This is a genomic window from Alcaligenes sp. DN25 (assembly GCF_023674485.1).
GTDB classification, from domain to species: Bacteria; Pseudomonadota; Gammaproteobacteria; order Burkholderiales; family Burkholderiaceae_B; genus Alcaligenes; species Alcaligenes phenolicus.
Genome location: NZ_CP098408.1, coordinates 2,216,760 through 2,230,424 on the forward strand (window position 1 = coordinate 2,216,760; position 13,665 = coordinate 2,230,424).

General features: G+C 56.7%; 12 protein-coding genes. 4 read left to right on the forward strand and 8 right to left on the reverse strand.

Annotated elements, in window-relative coordinates; translation table 11 throughout:
• Positions 1–185 precede the first annotated feature (185 nt).
• Positions 186–1,037, forward strand: coding sequence for a CAF17-like 4Fe-4S cluster assembly/insertion protein YgfZ (ygfZ, locus tag NBV64_RS10380; RefSeq protein WP_250755720.1), 852 nt, complete (start codon positions 186–188; stop codon positions 1,035–1,037).
• Here ygfZ and mmsB read toward each other — a convergent pair.
• From mmsB to NBV64_RS10405, 5 genes are all read right to left on the reverse strand, one after another.
• Positions 1,012–1,908: a 3-hydroxyisobutyrate dehydrogenase gene (mmsB, locus tag NBV64_RS10385; RefSeq protein WP_250755722.1), complete on the reverse strand. Its 897-nt coding sequence runs from the start codon at positions 1,906–1,908 to the stop codon at positions 1,012–1,014. The two genes, ygfZ and mmsB, sit on opposite strands and share 26 nt — an antisense overlap.
• Positions 1,909–1,966: 58 nt before the next feature.
• On the reverse strand, positions 1,967–3,094 hold the full coding sequence (locus NBV64_RS10390; RefSeq protein ID WP_250755724.1) for an enoyl-CoA hydratase/isomerase family protein: 1,128 nt from the start codon (positions 3,092–3,094) through the stop codon (positions 1,967–1,969).
• Positions 3,091–4,239, reverse strand: coding sequence for an acyl-CoA dehydrogenase family protein (locus NBV64_RS10395; RefSeq protein ID WP_250755726.1), 1,149 nt, complete (start codon positions 4,237–4,239; stop codon positions 3,091–3,093). The genes NBV64_RS10390 and NBV64_RS10395 overlap by 4 nt, the downstream gene beginning before the upstream one ends.
• 149 nt (positions 4,240–4,388) lie before the next feature.
• Complete coding sequence (locus NBV64_RS10400) at positions 4,389–4,742, reverse strand: RnfH family protein (RefSeq protein ID WP_009454120.1); 354 nt, start codon at positions 4,740–4,742, stop codon at positions 4,389–4,391.
• On the reverse strand, positions 4,735–5,169 hold the full coding sequence (locus tag NBV64_RS10405; protein WP_009454121.1) for a type II toxin-antitoxin system RatA family toxin: 435 nt from the start codon (positions 5,167–5,169) through the stop codon (positions 4,735–4,737). Before NBV64_RS10405 ends, NBV64_RS10400 begins: the two co-directional genes overlap by 8 nt.
• A 59-nt stretch (positions 5,170–5,228) precedes the next feature.
• On the opposite strand from NBV64_RS10405, the gene smpB reads away from it, so the two are divergent.
• The gene (smpB, locus tag NBV64_RS10410; protein WP_003799781.1) at positions 5,229–5,693 is read left to right on the forward strand and encodes an SsrA-binding protein SmpB; all 465 of its coding nucleotides are present in this window, start codon (positions 5,229–5,231) and stop codon (positions 5,691–5,693) included.
• A 32-nt stretch (positions 5,694–5,725) separates the two neighbouring features.
• Here the strand turns inward: smpB and NBV64_RS10415 are convergent, their stop codons facing one another.
• Positions 5,726–7,036 carry an NAD(P)/FAD-dependent oxidoreductase gene (locus NBV64_RS10415; RefSeq protein ID WP_250755728.1) on the reverse strand — a complete coding sequence of 437 codons (1,311 nt, stop codon included), beginning with the start codon at positions 7,034–7,036 and terminating at the stop codon, positions 5,726–5,728.
• 341 nt (positions 7,037–7,377) lie between these two features.
• On the opposite strand from NBV64_RS10415, the gene NBV64_RS10420 reads away from it, so the two are divergent.
• Positions 7,378–8,019, forward strand: coding sequence for a TetR/AcrR family transcriptional regulator (locus tag NBV64_RS10420; RefSeq protein ID WP_235484220.1), 642 nt, complete (start codon positions 7,378–7,380; stop codon positions 8,017–8,019).
• Positions 8,020–8,509: 490 nt separating this feature from the next.
• On the opposite strand, the gene ppsA is transcribed toward NBV64_RS10420, so the two are convergent.
• The gene (gene ppsA, locus NBV64_RS10425; RefSeq protein ID WP_021446560.1) at positions 8,510–10,876 is read right to left on the reverse strand and encodes a phosphoenolpyruvate synthase; all 2,367 of its coding nucleotides are present in this window, start codon (positions 10,874–10,876) and stop codon (positions 8,510–8,512) included.
• Between the two features lie 169 nt (positions 10,877–11,045).
• On the opposite strand from ppsA, the gene ppsR reads away from it, so the two are divergent.
• Positions 11,046–11,879 (forward strand): posphoenolpyruvate synthetase regulatory kinase/phosphorylase PpsR, encoded by an 834-nt coding sequence (ppsR, locus tag NBV64_RS10430; protein ID WP_009454124.1) that lies wholly within the window; start codon positions 11,046–11,048, stop codon positions 11,877–11,879.
• Positions 11,880–12,079: 200 nt separating this feature from the next.
• Here ppsR and NBV64_RS10435 read toward each other — a convergent pair whose 3' ends face one another.
• On the reverse strand, positions 12,080–13,528 hold the full coding sequence (locus NBV64_RS10435; RefSeq protein WP_021446559.1) for an amidase: 1,449 nt from the start codon (positions 13,526–13,528) through the stop codon (positions 12,080–12,082).
• Between the last annotated feature and the right edge of the window lie 137 nt (positions 13,529–13,665).

Here is a 13,665-nt window from a genome sequence, read left to right on the forward strand (position 1 = left end):
TACCGGATTGCGCTATCCAGCTCATGCCCTGATCCCAGCGGGGATATGCCCCTGAAACCGGCCTCACACACGGTATCATTGATGTTTAAATTTATTTTTTTCGCTCAGCCATGACCGGAATGCCAGCCCCCTCCTCTTTCGCCCTGCCTGATTTGTGCGTCCTCCAGTTTCAGGGAGCCGATGCCGTGTCCTTTCTCCATGCTCAAGTCAGCAATGACTTGGAGCATCTGGCAGCCGACCGCGCCTGCATCGCGGCCTATTGCACCGCCAAAGGTCGCAGTTTGGCGACCATGGTCTTGTGGCGTGAACAGGACGAGACCGTCTATGCCCTGGTGCGCCGTGACCTGAGCGAGGCCCTGATCAAGCGCCTGCGCATGTTCGTGCTGCGCAGCAAAGTGACGATCAGTCTGGCCGAGTTGCAGGTTTACGGTGTAGCGGATCAATCCGCTGCCCAAGCGGTCTGGAATTTGCAGCGCGATGGTGACGACACCTTAATCCAAGCCCCCGGCGAGCTGGAAGGCTTGAATCGCTACTGGCGGATTTCTCCCCAGCAGGATACGAACGCTCAGGCTTCTGAGGGTCGTTGGGAAACGGCGGATATTTTGGCGGGCCTGCCCTGGATCAGCGCCGACACGCAGGATCTGTTCATTCCCCAGACTCTGAACCTGGACCTGATCGACGGCATCAACTTCAAGAAAGGCTGCTATCCCGGCCAGGAAGTGGTGGCACGCAGCCACTATCGAGGCACGATCAAGCGCCGCATGATGGCCGCCCGCAGCGCCATTCTGGACACGGCACCACAGGTGCAAGAAGCCGCCGATGTGTTCCTGGTCTCTCAAGATGCAGAGCCGGTTGCCGCTGCGCGCATTATCAACCGCGCCTGGCAAGCCGAGCAGCAGCGTCTGTATGTCTTGATGGAAGTGGTACTGGCGGACCTGGAACAAGGCCAGTTTCAACTGGAGCAAGGACAGGCGCTGGAATTGCAGCCCCTGCCCTACGCTCTGCCAGAACTTAGCTCTTCTGACGGTACAAATTAAGAATGCTGGAGAAATCCAGCCCTGCATTCTGACCCTGTGCGGCATGCAAGGCGAACAGGTTACGGGCCAGTTCGCCTAAGGGTGTCGCACTGTTTTGGCTCACGGCTGCATCGGCCGCCAAACCCAGGTCTTTCAGCATCAAACCTGTTGCAAACCCACCCTGATAATCACGCGAAGCCGGTACATCCGGCATCACGCCAGGCCAGGGGTTGTACAGCTCGGTCGCCCAGTTACGGCCGGAGCTGCGCGCCATGATGGACGATAGCACTGCCGGGTCCAGACCGTGAGCAACGCCCAGAGCCAGGGCCTCGGCGGTACCTGCCATCAAAATCCCCAAGAGCATATTGTTGCAAATCTTGGCAACCTGGCCCGCACCGGCTTTACCAGCATGAAAAATGTTCTTGCCCATGGCTTCCAGGTAAGGACGCGCCTTTTCCAGCGCTGGATCCTCGCCCCCGACCATAAAGGTCAAGGTGCCGGCCATTGCGCCACCAGTACCACCGGAAACAGGCGCATCCAGCATCAACAGACCCAGCTTGGCCGCCTTGGCCGCCAGATCCTGGCTGGTTGAAGCATCAATCGTGCTGCAATCGACCAGCACTGTGCCGGGGGCCACGGCATGCAACAAGCCGTTCTCGCCCTCGTAAACCTGACGAACGTGGCGGCCAGCAGGCAGCATGGTAAAGACCATCTGCGCGTCTTTGGCGATCTGCACCGCCGACTCGCCCACTTGCGCTCCCGCTGCCTGCAGCTCCTTCATGGCTTCTGCATTCAGGTCAAAGACCTTCAGGCTATGGCCGGCTTTGAGCAGATTCAGCGCCATGGGTTTGCCCATATGGCCCAGCCCGATAAATGCAATCGTGTTACTCATTTTGTCTCCTCGTCATTATGAAAACGGCGCCGTCAGGCGCCGCAGCGGTCTGCCTGGATCACAGGTCAGCCAAGGGATGAGTCGTTTCTGCGGGCCAGGCGGGAACAAAAAAACGTTCCACCCAGCGGGCATCAGCCTGTTCCAGCGAGGCCGGATTCCAGCGTGGCTGTTTGTCTTTATCAATCAGCAGTGCGCGTATGCCTTCCTGGAAGTCACCCTGTACGCCACATTGCAGCGACACAATGTATTCCAGGCGGAAGACATCAGCCAAAGACAGGTGGTGTACACGCTCCAGCAGTTCAAAGGACAAACGAGCCGAACCTGGAGCACCTTTGGCGAAGGTCTGTGCGGCACGGGACAGCCAGGGGTCGGCACTGTCCTGCCACTGCTGCAAAGCCTGTGTAATGCGTTCAAACTCGCGACTGGCGCAGACATCACGCAGCATGGCGTAGTTTTGCTCCAGCGGGCCGGTATCGGGGCGAGCACCCTCTGCCAGACCACGCAGGACCTGATGCAGGCTGCTGTCACAAGCGGCGCGTTCATCAGACCAGTTCGTGGCTTGCAAGGCCTTGAGCAAGGCATCGAAATGCACCCGTGGCAAGTAGGCATCGGCCAAGCCCAGGAACAAGCAATCCGAGGCGTTGATTTGGGCGCCGCTCAGTGCCAGGAAATGGCCGATACCCGCAGGCAGATGTGACAGCATCCAGGTGCCACCTACATCGGGGAACAGGCCAATGGAGATCTCGGGCATGGCAAAACGCGTGGTATCGGTCACCACACGATGGCTGGCACCGTTGAACAAGCCCACGCCCCCACCCATCACAATACCGTCACCCCAGCACAAAATTGGTTTAGGGAAGGTATGGATCAGATAATCCAGGCGGTATTCCACATCGAAGAATTCGCGGGCGTACTCGTTATCCCAGGCCGAACCACCCTGATTCTTTTGCATGGAGGCATACAGGGAATGCAGATCGCCCCCGGCACACAGGGCCTTTTCTCCGGCGCCATGCAACACGATCATGGCAATACTGGAATCCCGCGCCCATTCCTGAAACTGCTTGAACAGCAGCTGGCACATTTCCAAATTAAGCCCATTCAGGGCTTGCGGGCGGTTCAGCGTAGCAACACCAATCGCCTTTCCGTTCTGGCCGGGCAGGCGATCAAACAAAACAGAATCCGTCATCGAATATCAGCTCCAAGATCAATGATTTGTCGTGCAATGATGACACGCATGATCTCGTTTGTGCCTTCCAGAATCTGGTGCACCCGAGTATCGCGCACCAGTCGCTCAACAGGATAATCCTTCAGGTAACCATAACCGCCAAAGAGCTGTTGTGCATCCACGCAAGCCTGAAAACCCAGATCCGTGGCCATACGCTTTGCCATGGCGCAGTAGGTGCTGGCCTGATTGCTACCGGCGTCCAGGTGCGAAGCGGCCAAACGTACCATTTGGCGGGCAGCAACCACGCTGGTCAGAATATCGGACAATTTGAACTGCAGAGCCTGGAACTGGTCCAGATGCCTGCCGAACTGGCGGCGCTCCTGCATATATTGGCGGGCAGCATCATAAGCCCCCTGGGCGGCTCCTACCGAGCAGCAGGCAATATTGATGCGCCCACCGTCCAGGCCCTTCATGGCCAGTTTGAAGCCCTCGCCCTCCTGGCCCAGCATGGCCGAGGCAGGAACGCGTACGCGCTCAAAGGTAATGCCCCGTGTGGACTGACTATTCCAGCCCATCTTCAATTCTTTACGACCGTAAGTGATACCAGCGGCATCGGCAGGTACGGCAAAAGCGGAAATCCCCTTTGCGCCGTCCCCGCCGGTACGAGCCATAACCACCAACAAGTCCGTGTCCCCGGCACCGGAGATAAAGGCTTTGCTACCGCTGATCAGGTAGTCGTCGCCATCACGCTCGGCACGTGTCCGCAGCGAGGCAGCATCCGAGCCTGCGCCCGGTTCGGTCAAACAGTAAGAGCCCAGTTTCTGGCCGCTGCTCAGCAGCTCGCCCCATTGGGATTTGACCTCGTCCGTACCCCAGGTGCCGACCATCCAGGCAACCATATTGTGGATAGTCAGAAACGCGGTGGTCGAGGGATCAACTGCCGCCATTTCTTCGAACACCAGGCTGGATTCCAGACGCCCCAGGCCCAGGCCGCCGATGGATTCCGGGGCATACAAGCCACAAAAACCCAACTCACCGGCTTTACGGAACGCCTCGATCGGGAAAATCTGCTCCTCATCCCAACGTGCCGCATGCGGTGCCAGTTCCCCTTGTGCGAACTCGCGAGCCGCTTGCGCAAAAGCGTTCTGATCGTCAGTCAGTATCATGTCTGTCTCCTTATTTTCACCCACCATAATGCGTGCCGCCCCCTTTAGTTGTCGTGCTGATGACAATCAGCCGTTTCATAGGGGGCAGTGCAAGGCAGGAGGCGACAGTCTAGCTGAAAGTAGCGGCCTGATGATCAGGCGCAGAAAAACTAGGTGCGGGCGGGTTTGCGGCGAGGTCTGGCGGCAGCGCGGGCGGCCAGCTTGTGCGCATAACGGCGACGGCGGGAATCCATGGGGTCAAAGACCAGCTCGCGATAGACTTCTACCCTGTCCTGATCCTGCAAGAGTTGGTCCAGCTGGCAGCGCTGGCCGTAGACACCGACGTGCAGCGCGTCCAGGCCCTGTTCATCGTCCAGCGGCGGCAAGCCGCATTCACGCAGGCCTTCGGCAATGCCAGCTTTTAACAGGGCATCACGCACACAACTGCCCGCAGGCAAATGCAGGGCGGCTTTCCAGACCTGCGCCTGGGTAGCCACAATCACGCTGACGGATAATTCAGTCACCGTAGACCTCTTGGGCACGGCGGGTGAAGGAGTCGATAAAGCTGTTGGCAACGCGGTTAAAAATGGGACCGACTACCATTTCCAGCGCGCGGCTGGAGAACTCGTACTCCATGGTGAACACGATCTTGCAACCGTCTTCGCCCAAAGGAGTAAACTGCCAATCCCCCGTCAAGGCCGAGAAAGGCCCTTTGACCAGGCGCAAGACAATCCGATTGGGATAATCGTGTTCGTTACGTGTGGTGAAGGTTTGACGAATACCCGCAATGCTGATGGTAACCGAGGCTTCCATCCCCTTTTCGTCACGCTGGTTGACACTGGCGCCACCACACCACGGCATGAATTCAGGGTATTTTTCCACCTCTGCAACCAGGTCAAACATCTGTTCGCAGCTATAAGGAAGGAGGACGGAGCGTTTTACTGTATGCATCAGGTCTGGTTAATAGATAGAATGTTCTGATTTTACAATCTATGGTTGGCAATTAATTCATGAGTATTGTTGATAATCGCAAGGCTACCCACGAATATTTTATCGAAGAGCGCTTTGAGGCCGGTCTGGTCTTGGAGGGTTGGGAGGTCAAGGCGATCCGAGCTGGGCATGTTCAGCTCAAAGAAAGCTATGTCATCGTACGCGAGGGCGAGCTGTTTATTTTAGGAATGCACGTCAGCGCTTTGCCGACAGCGTCCACTCATATCCGGCCCGATGCCACTCGTACACGTAAACTGCTGCTCAAAGCCGAAGAAATCAGCAAGCTGATCGGCAAGGTTGAACAACGAGGTTACGCCCTGGTTCCCCTGAACCTCCACTACAAGAAAGGTCGTATCAAGCTGGACTTCGGTCTGGGACGCGGTAAAAAACTGCACGATAAACGCGATGTTTCCCGCGACAAAGACTGGAAGCGCGAACAAGAACGCTTGATGAAACACGACACCCGCCGTAAGACGAATGAATAAAACGGGCTAAAAAGCCCGTTTTGTTCCAAATCTCAATGTAATTTAACACGAGGGGCGGCCCGTTTGCTGAGCAAGCGGCCCAAAGCCAAGGTTGCCGTTCGCGCAACCCCTAAAATCGCCATGTGGTGCATCAGGTGCAGACTCATGTACATGATGCGAGCCAGCAAACCTTCCACAAACCAGCTCTTGCCGGACAAGACCCCCATCAGGCTCCCTACCCCACGGCTGTGGCCCACGGAAACCAGCGAGCCGTAATCCTTATAGACAAAGGGTGCTTCATCCACAGGCTTGCCCTGGATGCGAGCGGCCAGACGTTTGCGCAAGTAACTGGCTTGCTGGTGCGCGACCTGGGCACGTGCAGGCAGGAACTGACCTTCCTTGTCCCAGGGCACTTGTGCGCAGTCGCCCAAGGCCCAGATATAGGGATCGGGTGTGGACAGACAGGAATCCAGCACCAGCTGATTGATGCGGTTGACGGGCAAACCCAACTGGCCCAAAAAGGCAGGGGCTTCAATCCCCGCCGCCCAAACGCACAAATCGTTGGGATATTGACCACCGTTCGCATCCTCGATGTGGTCCGCCGCCAGACGGCTGACCCGCACCGAGGTCCGTACCGCTACGCCACGCTGCTCCAGCAGACTTTGAGCGGTAGCGGACAGCTTGGGCGGCAGAGCAGACAGAATGCGATCGGCGCCTTCCAGCAAGGTAATGCGCACTTCGCGGTCCGAACTGCTGCCCGGAATGCTGTAAATGCTTAAATCAGCACGGGCTTCCAGCAACTCGGCAGCCAGTTCCACCCCCGTTGCCCCGCCCCCGACAATATTGATGTACAGCGGTGCCCCCGGTTCACGCTGCGCGCGGCGTGTCACACTGATCAGTTCATTGAGCAATTTCAAACGGAAACGCTCTGCCTGATGGGTCGAGTCCAAGGCCAGCGCGTGTTCATGGGTGCCAGGCGTATTGAAAAAATTGGATTTGCTACCCACGGCCATCACCAGGGTGCCATAGGACAGGCTGCGTTCCGGAAAGACTTCTTCATGATCGGGCCCCAGGACAGGAGCCAGCGTAATGCTGCGCTGCTCGCGATTTATACCGGTCATTTCACCTTGAATAAAAGTGAAACCACAGTCTCGTGCCAGCATGAAATATGACAGCCCTTCGCGGTGAATATCCAAGGTGCCGGCGGCAACCTCGTGCAAGGACGGTTTCCAGATATGGTCACTGTCTTTGTCGACCAGAAAGATATGCTGACGCCCGAACTGACGTCCTAATTTGGCAGCCAGCTCCAGGCCACCTGCCCCGCCCCCCACGATCACCACTTGATACGACTGCGTAGTAGACATCCAGAACTCCTTGGGACTTGTCTTGAGCAAAGAGAGTATCAGAACCGCCGCCTTATACTTTAAATCAAAACAGATAAGGACTATAGCGATCTGTAGACGCCGCCAGGCGCGCCCAGAAGCGCCGGCCTGCGCTACCACCCGAATATGTGGCTCTTTTGCGCTTTAATAGGCCTTAGATCAAAGACTGGCGCAAACAAATAGGTCCAGCAGCAGTGCATGTCGTAAAATCAAGGGGTTTGGTCTTGCTTGCCCTTAACGATCGAAATAGAGCAACAGCACAGCAGCTATTGATACGGTATGATGCTGACTTTGTCCTATTCACTTATTTTTTGCCTGCCATTATGCACGACGATGTTCCCCGAAAATCCCAACGCGCGACTCGAAAAGGGCGCGAACGCCGCGACAAAATCCTGGAAGTGGCTTCCGAGGTTTTTCGCGAGAATGGTTTTGAGGCCACATCCATGTCCCAAATCGCTGCATTGGCAGGCGGCTCCAAGGGCACACTCTACAACTACTTCCCGTCCAAAGAAGACCTCTTGCTGGCTGTCTTGCTGACAGGCGCCCAGGACTTTACCGAACAGGTCTTGACCAAGCTGGACTGCGAAGGCGATATTCGCGAAGAACTGAAGCGCTTTTTGCTGCCCATGCTGCGCAATCTTTACTCCAAGCAAACCGCCCAGTTGTTACGTATCGTCGTCTCTGTAGGTGGCCATAGCGACATCGGCAAGCGCTTCATGGAGATGCTGGATGATCAGATCTGGGACGGCGTGCAGTGCTTTTTTGCCCACCACATCGAGCGCGGCACCTTGCGCAAGCTGGACCCGGCATTGATGGTGGAACACTTCCGCTGCCTGAGCGAAGGCGAAATCGTTCTCCTGCTGATGGGCGCCATGGAGCCCTGGAGCGAAGAACACATTCAAAGCGAAACCGAACATATTCTGGATATGTTCCTGCACGTTTATCAAAACGACACGGCAAACTAAGGCTGCATCAATCGGCGGCAACCGCTGATTGCCATCTCCTTACGGTTCCCGGCTTTATGCTCTACAGCTGACAGCGAACCCTTCAAGACAATCTGAATCCATGCCGCCCGATCCAGGGCGGTGACGGCGACTCCTTTTTCCCCATCACTACCTTTCACCAGCTCCCTGCCCCTGATCGGTGCCGGTTGTCAGGATTGAACCTGTGCTTCTCACTGCCCTACACCACGAGCACTCGGCGATACCTGTACGAGCTCGCACACCGACTCCAGCCTGCCAATACGCCAACATAGACGCACTATCAGGCTAAAAGAACCACAAAACGAAATCGCCTGAGCACGCGCAGGAGCAAGAACAGAAGCGCTGGCAAAAGATGCGCCCCAAAAACGACAACACCCCGACATGGAAGCTCCATGTCGGGGTGTTGAATCTTGACTGGCTTGACCAGCTTACTGCCAGAGACGTTTCCCTGGCAGTGGATTAGGTCTTGGTCTTAGGCCTTGGCCAGACGCTGCCAGGTGTCCACAACCGTGTCAGGGTTCAGCGACAGCGAAATAATGCCTTCTTCGCTCAGCCACTTGGCCAGATCGGGGTGATCGCTAGGGCCTTGGCCACAAATACCGACGTATTTGTTTTGTGCCAGACATGCCTTGATGGCACGGCTCAACATGAACTTCACGGCTTCGTCGCGCTCGTCGAAGTCAGCAGCCAACAGTTCCATACCGGAGTCACGATCCAGACCCAGGGTCAGCTGAGTCATGTCGTTGGAGCCGATGGAGAAGCCGTCAAAGTACTGCAGGAACTTCTCGGCCAAAATAGCGTTGGAAGGCACTTCGCACATCATGATCAGGCGCAGGCCGTTTTCGCCACGAGCCAGACCGTGGGAAGCCAGCAGCTCAACCACACGCTCTGCCTGACCCAGGGTACGCACGAATGGCACCATGATTTCGACGTTGGTCAGACCCATTTCGTCGCGCACTTTCTTCAGGGCTTCGCATTCCATCTTGAAGCATTCTGCGAAGTCTTCGGACAGGTAGCGAGCCACACCGCGAAAGCCCAGCATTGGGTTCTCTTCCTCGGGCTCGTAGCGCGAACCACCCACCAGTTTGCGGTATTCGTTGGACTTGAAGTCCGACAAACGCACAATGACGGGCTTAGGGTAGAAGGAAGCGGCCAGAGTCGCAATACCTTCAGCCAGTTTTTCCACGAAGAAAGCACGTGGGCTGGCGTAGCCACGAGCCGCCGATTCCACCGCCTTTTTCAGGTCGCTATCCACATTGGGATAGTCCAGAACGGCTTTGGGGTGAATCGCGATGTTGTTGTTGATGATGAATTCCAGACGGGCCAGACCCACACCATCGTTCGGGATTTGCGAGAAGTCGAAAGCCAGTTGTGGGTTACCCACGTTCATCATAACTTTCAGGCCGATCTCGGGCATTTGGCCCCAGCTGACTTCTTCGATCTCGGTTTCCAGCAAACCGTCGTAAATACGGCCTTCGTCGCCTTCAGCACACGATACCGTCACTTCCTGGCCTTCTTTCAGCACGTCTGTGGCGTTGTTGCAACCGACCACGGCAGGGATGCCCAGTTCGCGAGCAATAATCGCCGCGTGGCAGGTACGGCCGCCACGGTTGGTGACAATAGCCGAAGCCAGCTTCATGATGGGTTCCCAGTTAGGGTCCGTCATGTCGGTCACCAGCACGTCGCCGGGTTTGACCAGATCCATCTCGGAGGCATCCGCCACAATACGGACTTTGCCCGAACCGATCTTCTGGCCAATGGCGCGGCCTGTGACCAGCACGTCGCCGGTGGCTTTCAGGCGGTAACGCTCTTGCACATCGTTGCTGCCTTGCTGGGACTTAACCGTCTCAGGACGGGCTTGCAGAATGTAGATCTTGCCGTCGATACCATCACGACCCCACTCAATGTCCATGGGACGCTGGTAGTGTTTTTCAATAATGGTGGCGTAGCGAGCCAGTTCGATCACTTCTTCGTCGCTCAGGGAGTAACGATTGCGCTCGGACACAGGCACGTCCACGGTACGTACAGCGTGATCGGTGGTACGACCTTCGTCAAATTCCATCTTGATCAGCTTGGAGCCGATACGGCGGCTGATGATGGGGTAGTGACCGGAAGCCAGCGTTGGCTTGTAAACGTAGAACTCGTCCGGATTGACCGAACCTTGCACCACGGTTTCGCCCAGGCCGTAGGAGGAGGTCAGGAAAACCACGTCCTTGAAGCCCGATTCGGTGTCCAGGGTGAACATCACGCCGGCGCTGCCCTTATCGGAGCGCACCATACGCTGGATACCAGCGGACAGAGCCACTTCAGCGTGGGCGTAGCCCTTGTGCACGCGGTAGGAAATAGCGCGGTCGTTGTACAGGGAAGCAAATACGTGGTGAATCTTGCTCAGCACCTCGTCAATGCCCACCACGTTCAGGTAGGTTTCTTGCTGACCGGCAAAGGAAGCGTCAGGCAAGTCTTCGGCGGTTGCGGAAGAACGCACGGCAAAGGAACCTTTGCCATCGGCGTCCAGCTCAGCAAACGCGTCACGTACGGCTTGTTCAAACTCGGCTGGGAACGGAGTGTCGATGATCCACTGACGGATTTCGGCACCGGCAGCAGCCAGTTCACGCACGTCGTCGGCGTCCAGCGCGTCCAGACGCTGCTGAATGCGCTTGTCCAGATCCTTGTTTTTCAGGAAAACGCGGAATGCTTCGGCTGTTGTGGCAAAACCACCTGGCACGCGCACACCGGCATCAGCCAACTGGCTGATCATTTCACCCAGCGAAGCGTTTTTACCGCCCACTGTGTCGACGTCCGTCATGCGGAGCTTGTCGAAACCAATTACGTAAGACATAAGTCACCTTGAATAGAAAAAAAAGCGTGTTTGCTTAAGGCAGTGATCCCAGCAGCGCTGTCTGTGTGATCTGTCCTAAGCAAACCTGCCTTTCCATCCCCCGATTCGAGCGGTAAATGGTAATCTTGCAAATTGTACCGTTTCCCGAGCATTGTGCACGACTTATTCCATGTCTTCTTCTCCTATTGAGCGTACCGTCTTTGTCGTTTCCGACAGCACGGGCATTACCGCCGAAACTTTCAGCAACTCCGTCCTGTCGCAATTCGCTCAATTCGAATTTCAGGCCATCCGGATCCCCTTCATCGATACCATCGAGAAAGCCCAGTCTGTTGCTGATCGCATCAACCAATGCGCGCAGGAACAGGGCCAGCAGCCTCTGGTCTTCAGCACCCTGGTTGACCCCAAGATGGCGCACATCATTGGCGCGGCCAATTGCACCTTCCTGGACTTGTTTGGTGCCTTTGTACGACACATCGAACGCGCCCTGGGGGTGAAATCCAGCCGTTCCGTGGGTCGTTCGCACTCCGGTGGCATGTCCAAGCGCTACAACAACCGTATCGAGGCCATCAACTTCAGCCTGGCGCACGACGATGGTCAATACGTGAATGGTCTGGAACAAGCCGACGTGATTCTGGTGGGTGTGTCACGCTGCGGAAAAACGCCTACCAGCTTGTACTTGGCAATGCAGTATGCCGTCAAGGCCGCCAACTACCCCATCATTCCCGAGGATTTCCAGCGCGGTACCCTGCCCGCGACGCTGGCTCCTTACCGGAAAAAGATTTTTGGCCTGTCCATTCATCCAGACCGCCTGTCCGAAGTGCGTAATGAACGCCGTCCGGGTAGCAAATACGCCACCATCGAACAGTGCCGCATGGAAGTGGCCGAAGCCGAGCGCCTGATGCGTATGGAAGGTATCCCTTGGCTGTCCACCACCACCAAATCCATCGAGGAAATCTCCACCAAGATTCTGGATGATGTCGGTTTGGACCGCCGCTCCTACTAAGGATTGAACTCCTGGTCCAAGCGCCCCCCGTTCGGGCGTATTCGGACAGCCTCAACATCAAGGCCTGAACCCGGTGTGATACCTGGCTCAGGCCTTTTTGTTTGCTGCGGGTACGGTAACAGGTCTGCTGCGCATCCACTTGCGCCTCTACGGGTGTCGGTTTGCCTATACCGGCTTGCATCCCCTATTGTTGCCCCCTCTTAGACCAGCTTGCCCACCCAAACCTGCGGGTGCTGATCGGCCCAAGGCAAGGCTTGCTCCAATTGGCCAGCCAGCCCGAACAAAAGGCATTCCTGGCCATAGCCGGCTGTAAACATCATGCCTATGGGTAAAGAGGTGGCCACATCCTGCCCAGCAGGCACGGACATGGAGGGCGAACCGCTGATGTTGGCCAAAGCAGCAAAAGGCGCTTGCCGGAAGACGTGGGCAATCCAGCCCAGGCCATCCACCTGATCCTGTACCTTGTTGTACTCGCCCACCTTCATGGGCAGCGTAGGCACGGTGGGTGTCATCAGCACATCGTACTTCTGGAAATACGCCCCCAAATTCCGTGAAACTGTATTACGCACGGCAATCGCCCCCAGAATATCAATCCCGCTAATCTTCTTGCCGTAGGCGTAGGCCGCCAGCGTGGCCTGTTCCAGATACTCCTCGTTCACCGGGCGTCCTGTCGCCGCTGCAATGCTGTCTATCCATGCAGCCGTATTCACGTTCCAGAACTGAGCATTGGCGTGCACAAAAGCCTCCCAACTGACGCCGGAGTCAAACACCAGGGGCTCCACCTGATGGCCCAAGGACTCCAACACCGAGGCCATATCAATCGCCTTGGCCGCTATGGCAGATTGGGTTTTATCGCCGCTGGGCGGGTCCATCATCAAGCCGATACGCAAGGAACCCGGATTCTTCTTGACGGCCGATAAAAAGCTCTGCGGGGGCGCTGCGGTGTAATAGGGCTCGCCGATACCGGGACGACTAATCGCATCCAGCAAGGCCGCACTGTCTCGCACACTGCGGCTGACACCCAGATGGGCCAGCAGACCACTCCACACTTCATCTTGCTGAGGGCCGCTGGAGACACGCCCCCGAGTGGGCTTCAAACCAAACAGGCCGTTCACTGCTGCAGGGACACGGATAGAGCCACCGCCGTCAGTTGCATGCGCCACTGGCACCATCCCTGCCGCCACTGCAGCGGCCGAACCTCCTGTAGAGCCGCCAGCATTAAAAGCCGGGTTCCAAGGGTTCAGCGTAGGGCCTACGCAGCGCGCTTCCGTCGTGGTACTGATGGCGAACTCCGAGGTGGTCGTGCGCCCCAGCGTGACCAGTCCCGCCTCCTTGTAGAGGCTCATCAAGGTGCTGTCTGCATCCATCACCATATCTTGCGCCAGCTTGCTGCCCAGCTCGTAGCGCTTGCCCTTCATGGTGATCGCCAAATCTTTAATCAAAAACGGGACGCCGTAGAGTACGGAGTCCCGGTCAGCATGAGGGTCAATCTCCCCGTCCCAGCTCTCTACAACCGCATTGATTTTACTGTTCAAGGTGTCGACGGCTTTTTTGCCAACTTGGCTTAATTCTTGAACACTGATTTGTTTCTTGGCGACCAGCTCAGCAAGAGCCAGGGCATCATAGGTCGCGTATTCGCTAAGTTTCATTGTTGACCTCATCTGAAAAAGATTAGGAATCCAGCCGGATACAACGATGCAGCGATAAAGGGAGGGAAAGACGGCTCTGCACGAGCCGCTAGCAGACAAGCGTCTACTGCGCCAGGCACTCAGTACTAGCGTACCGA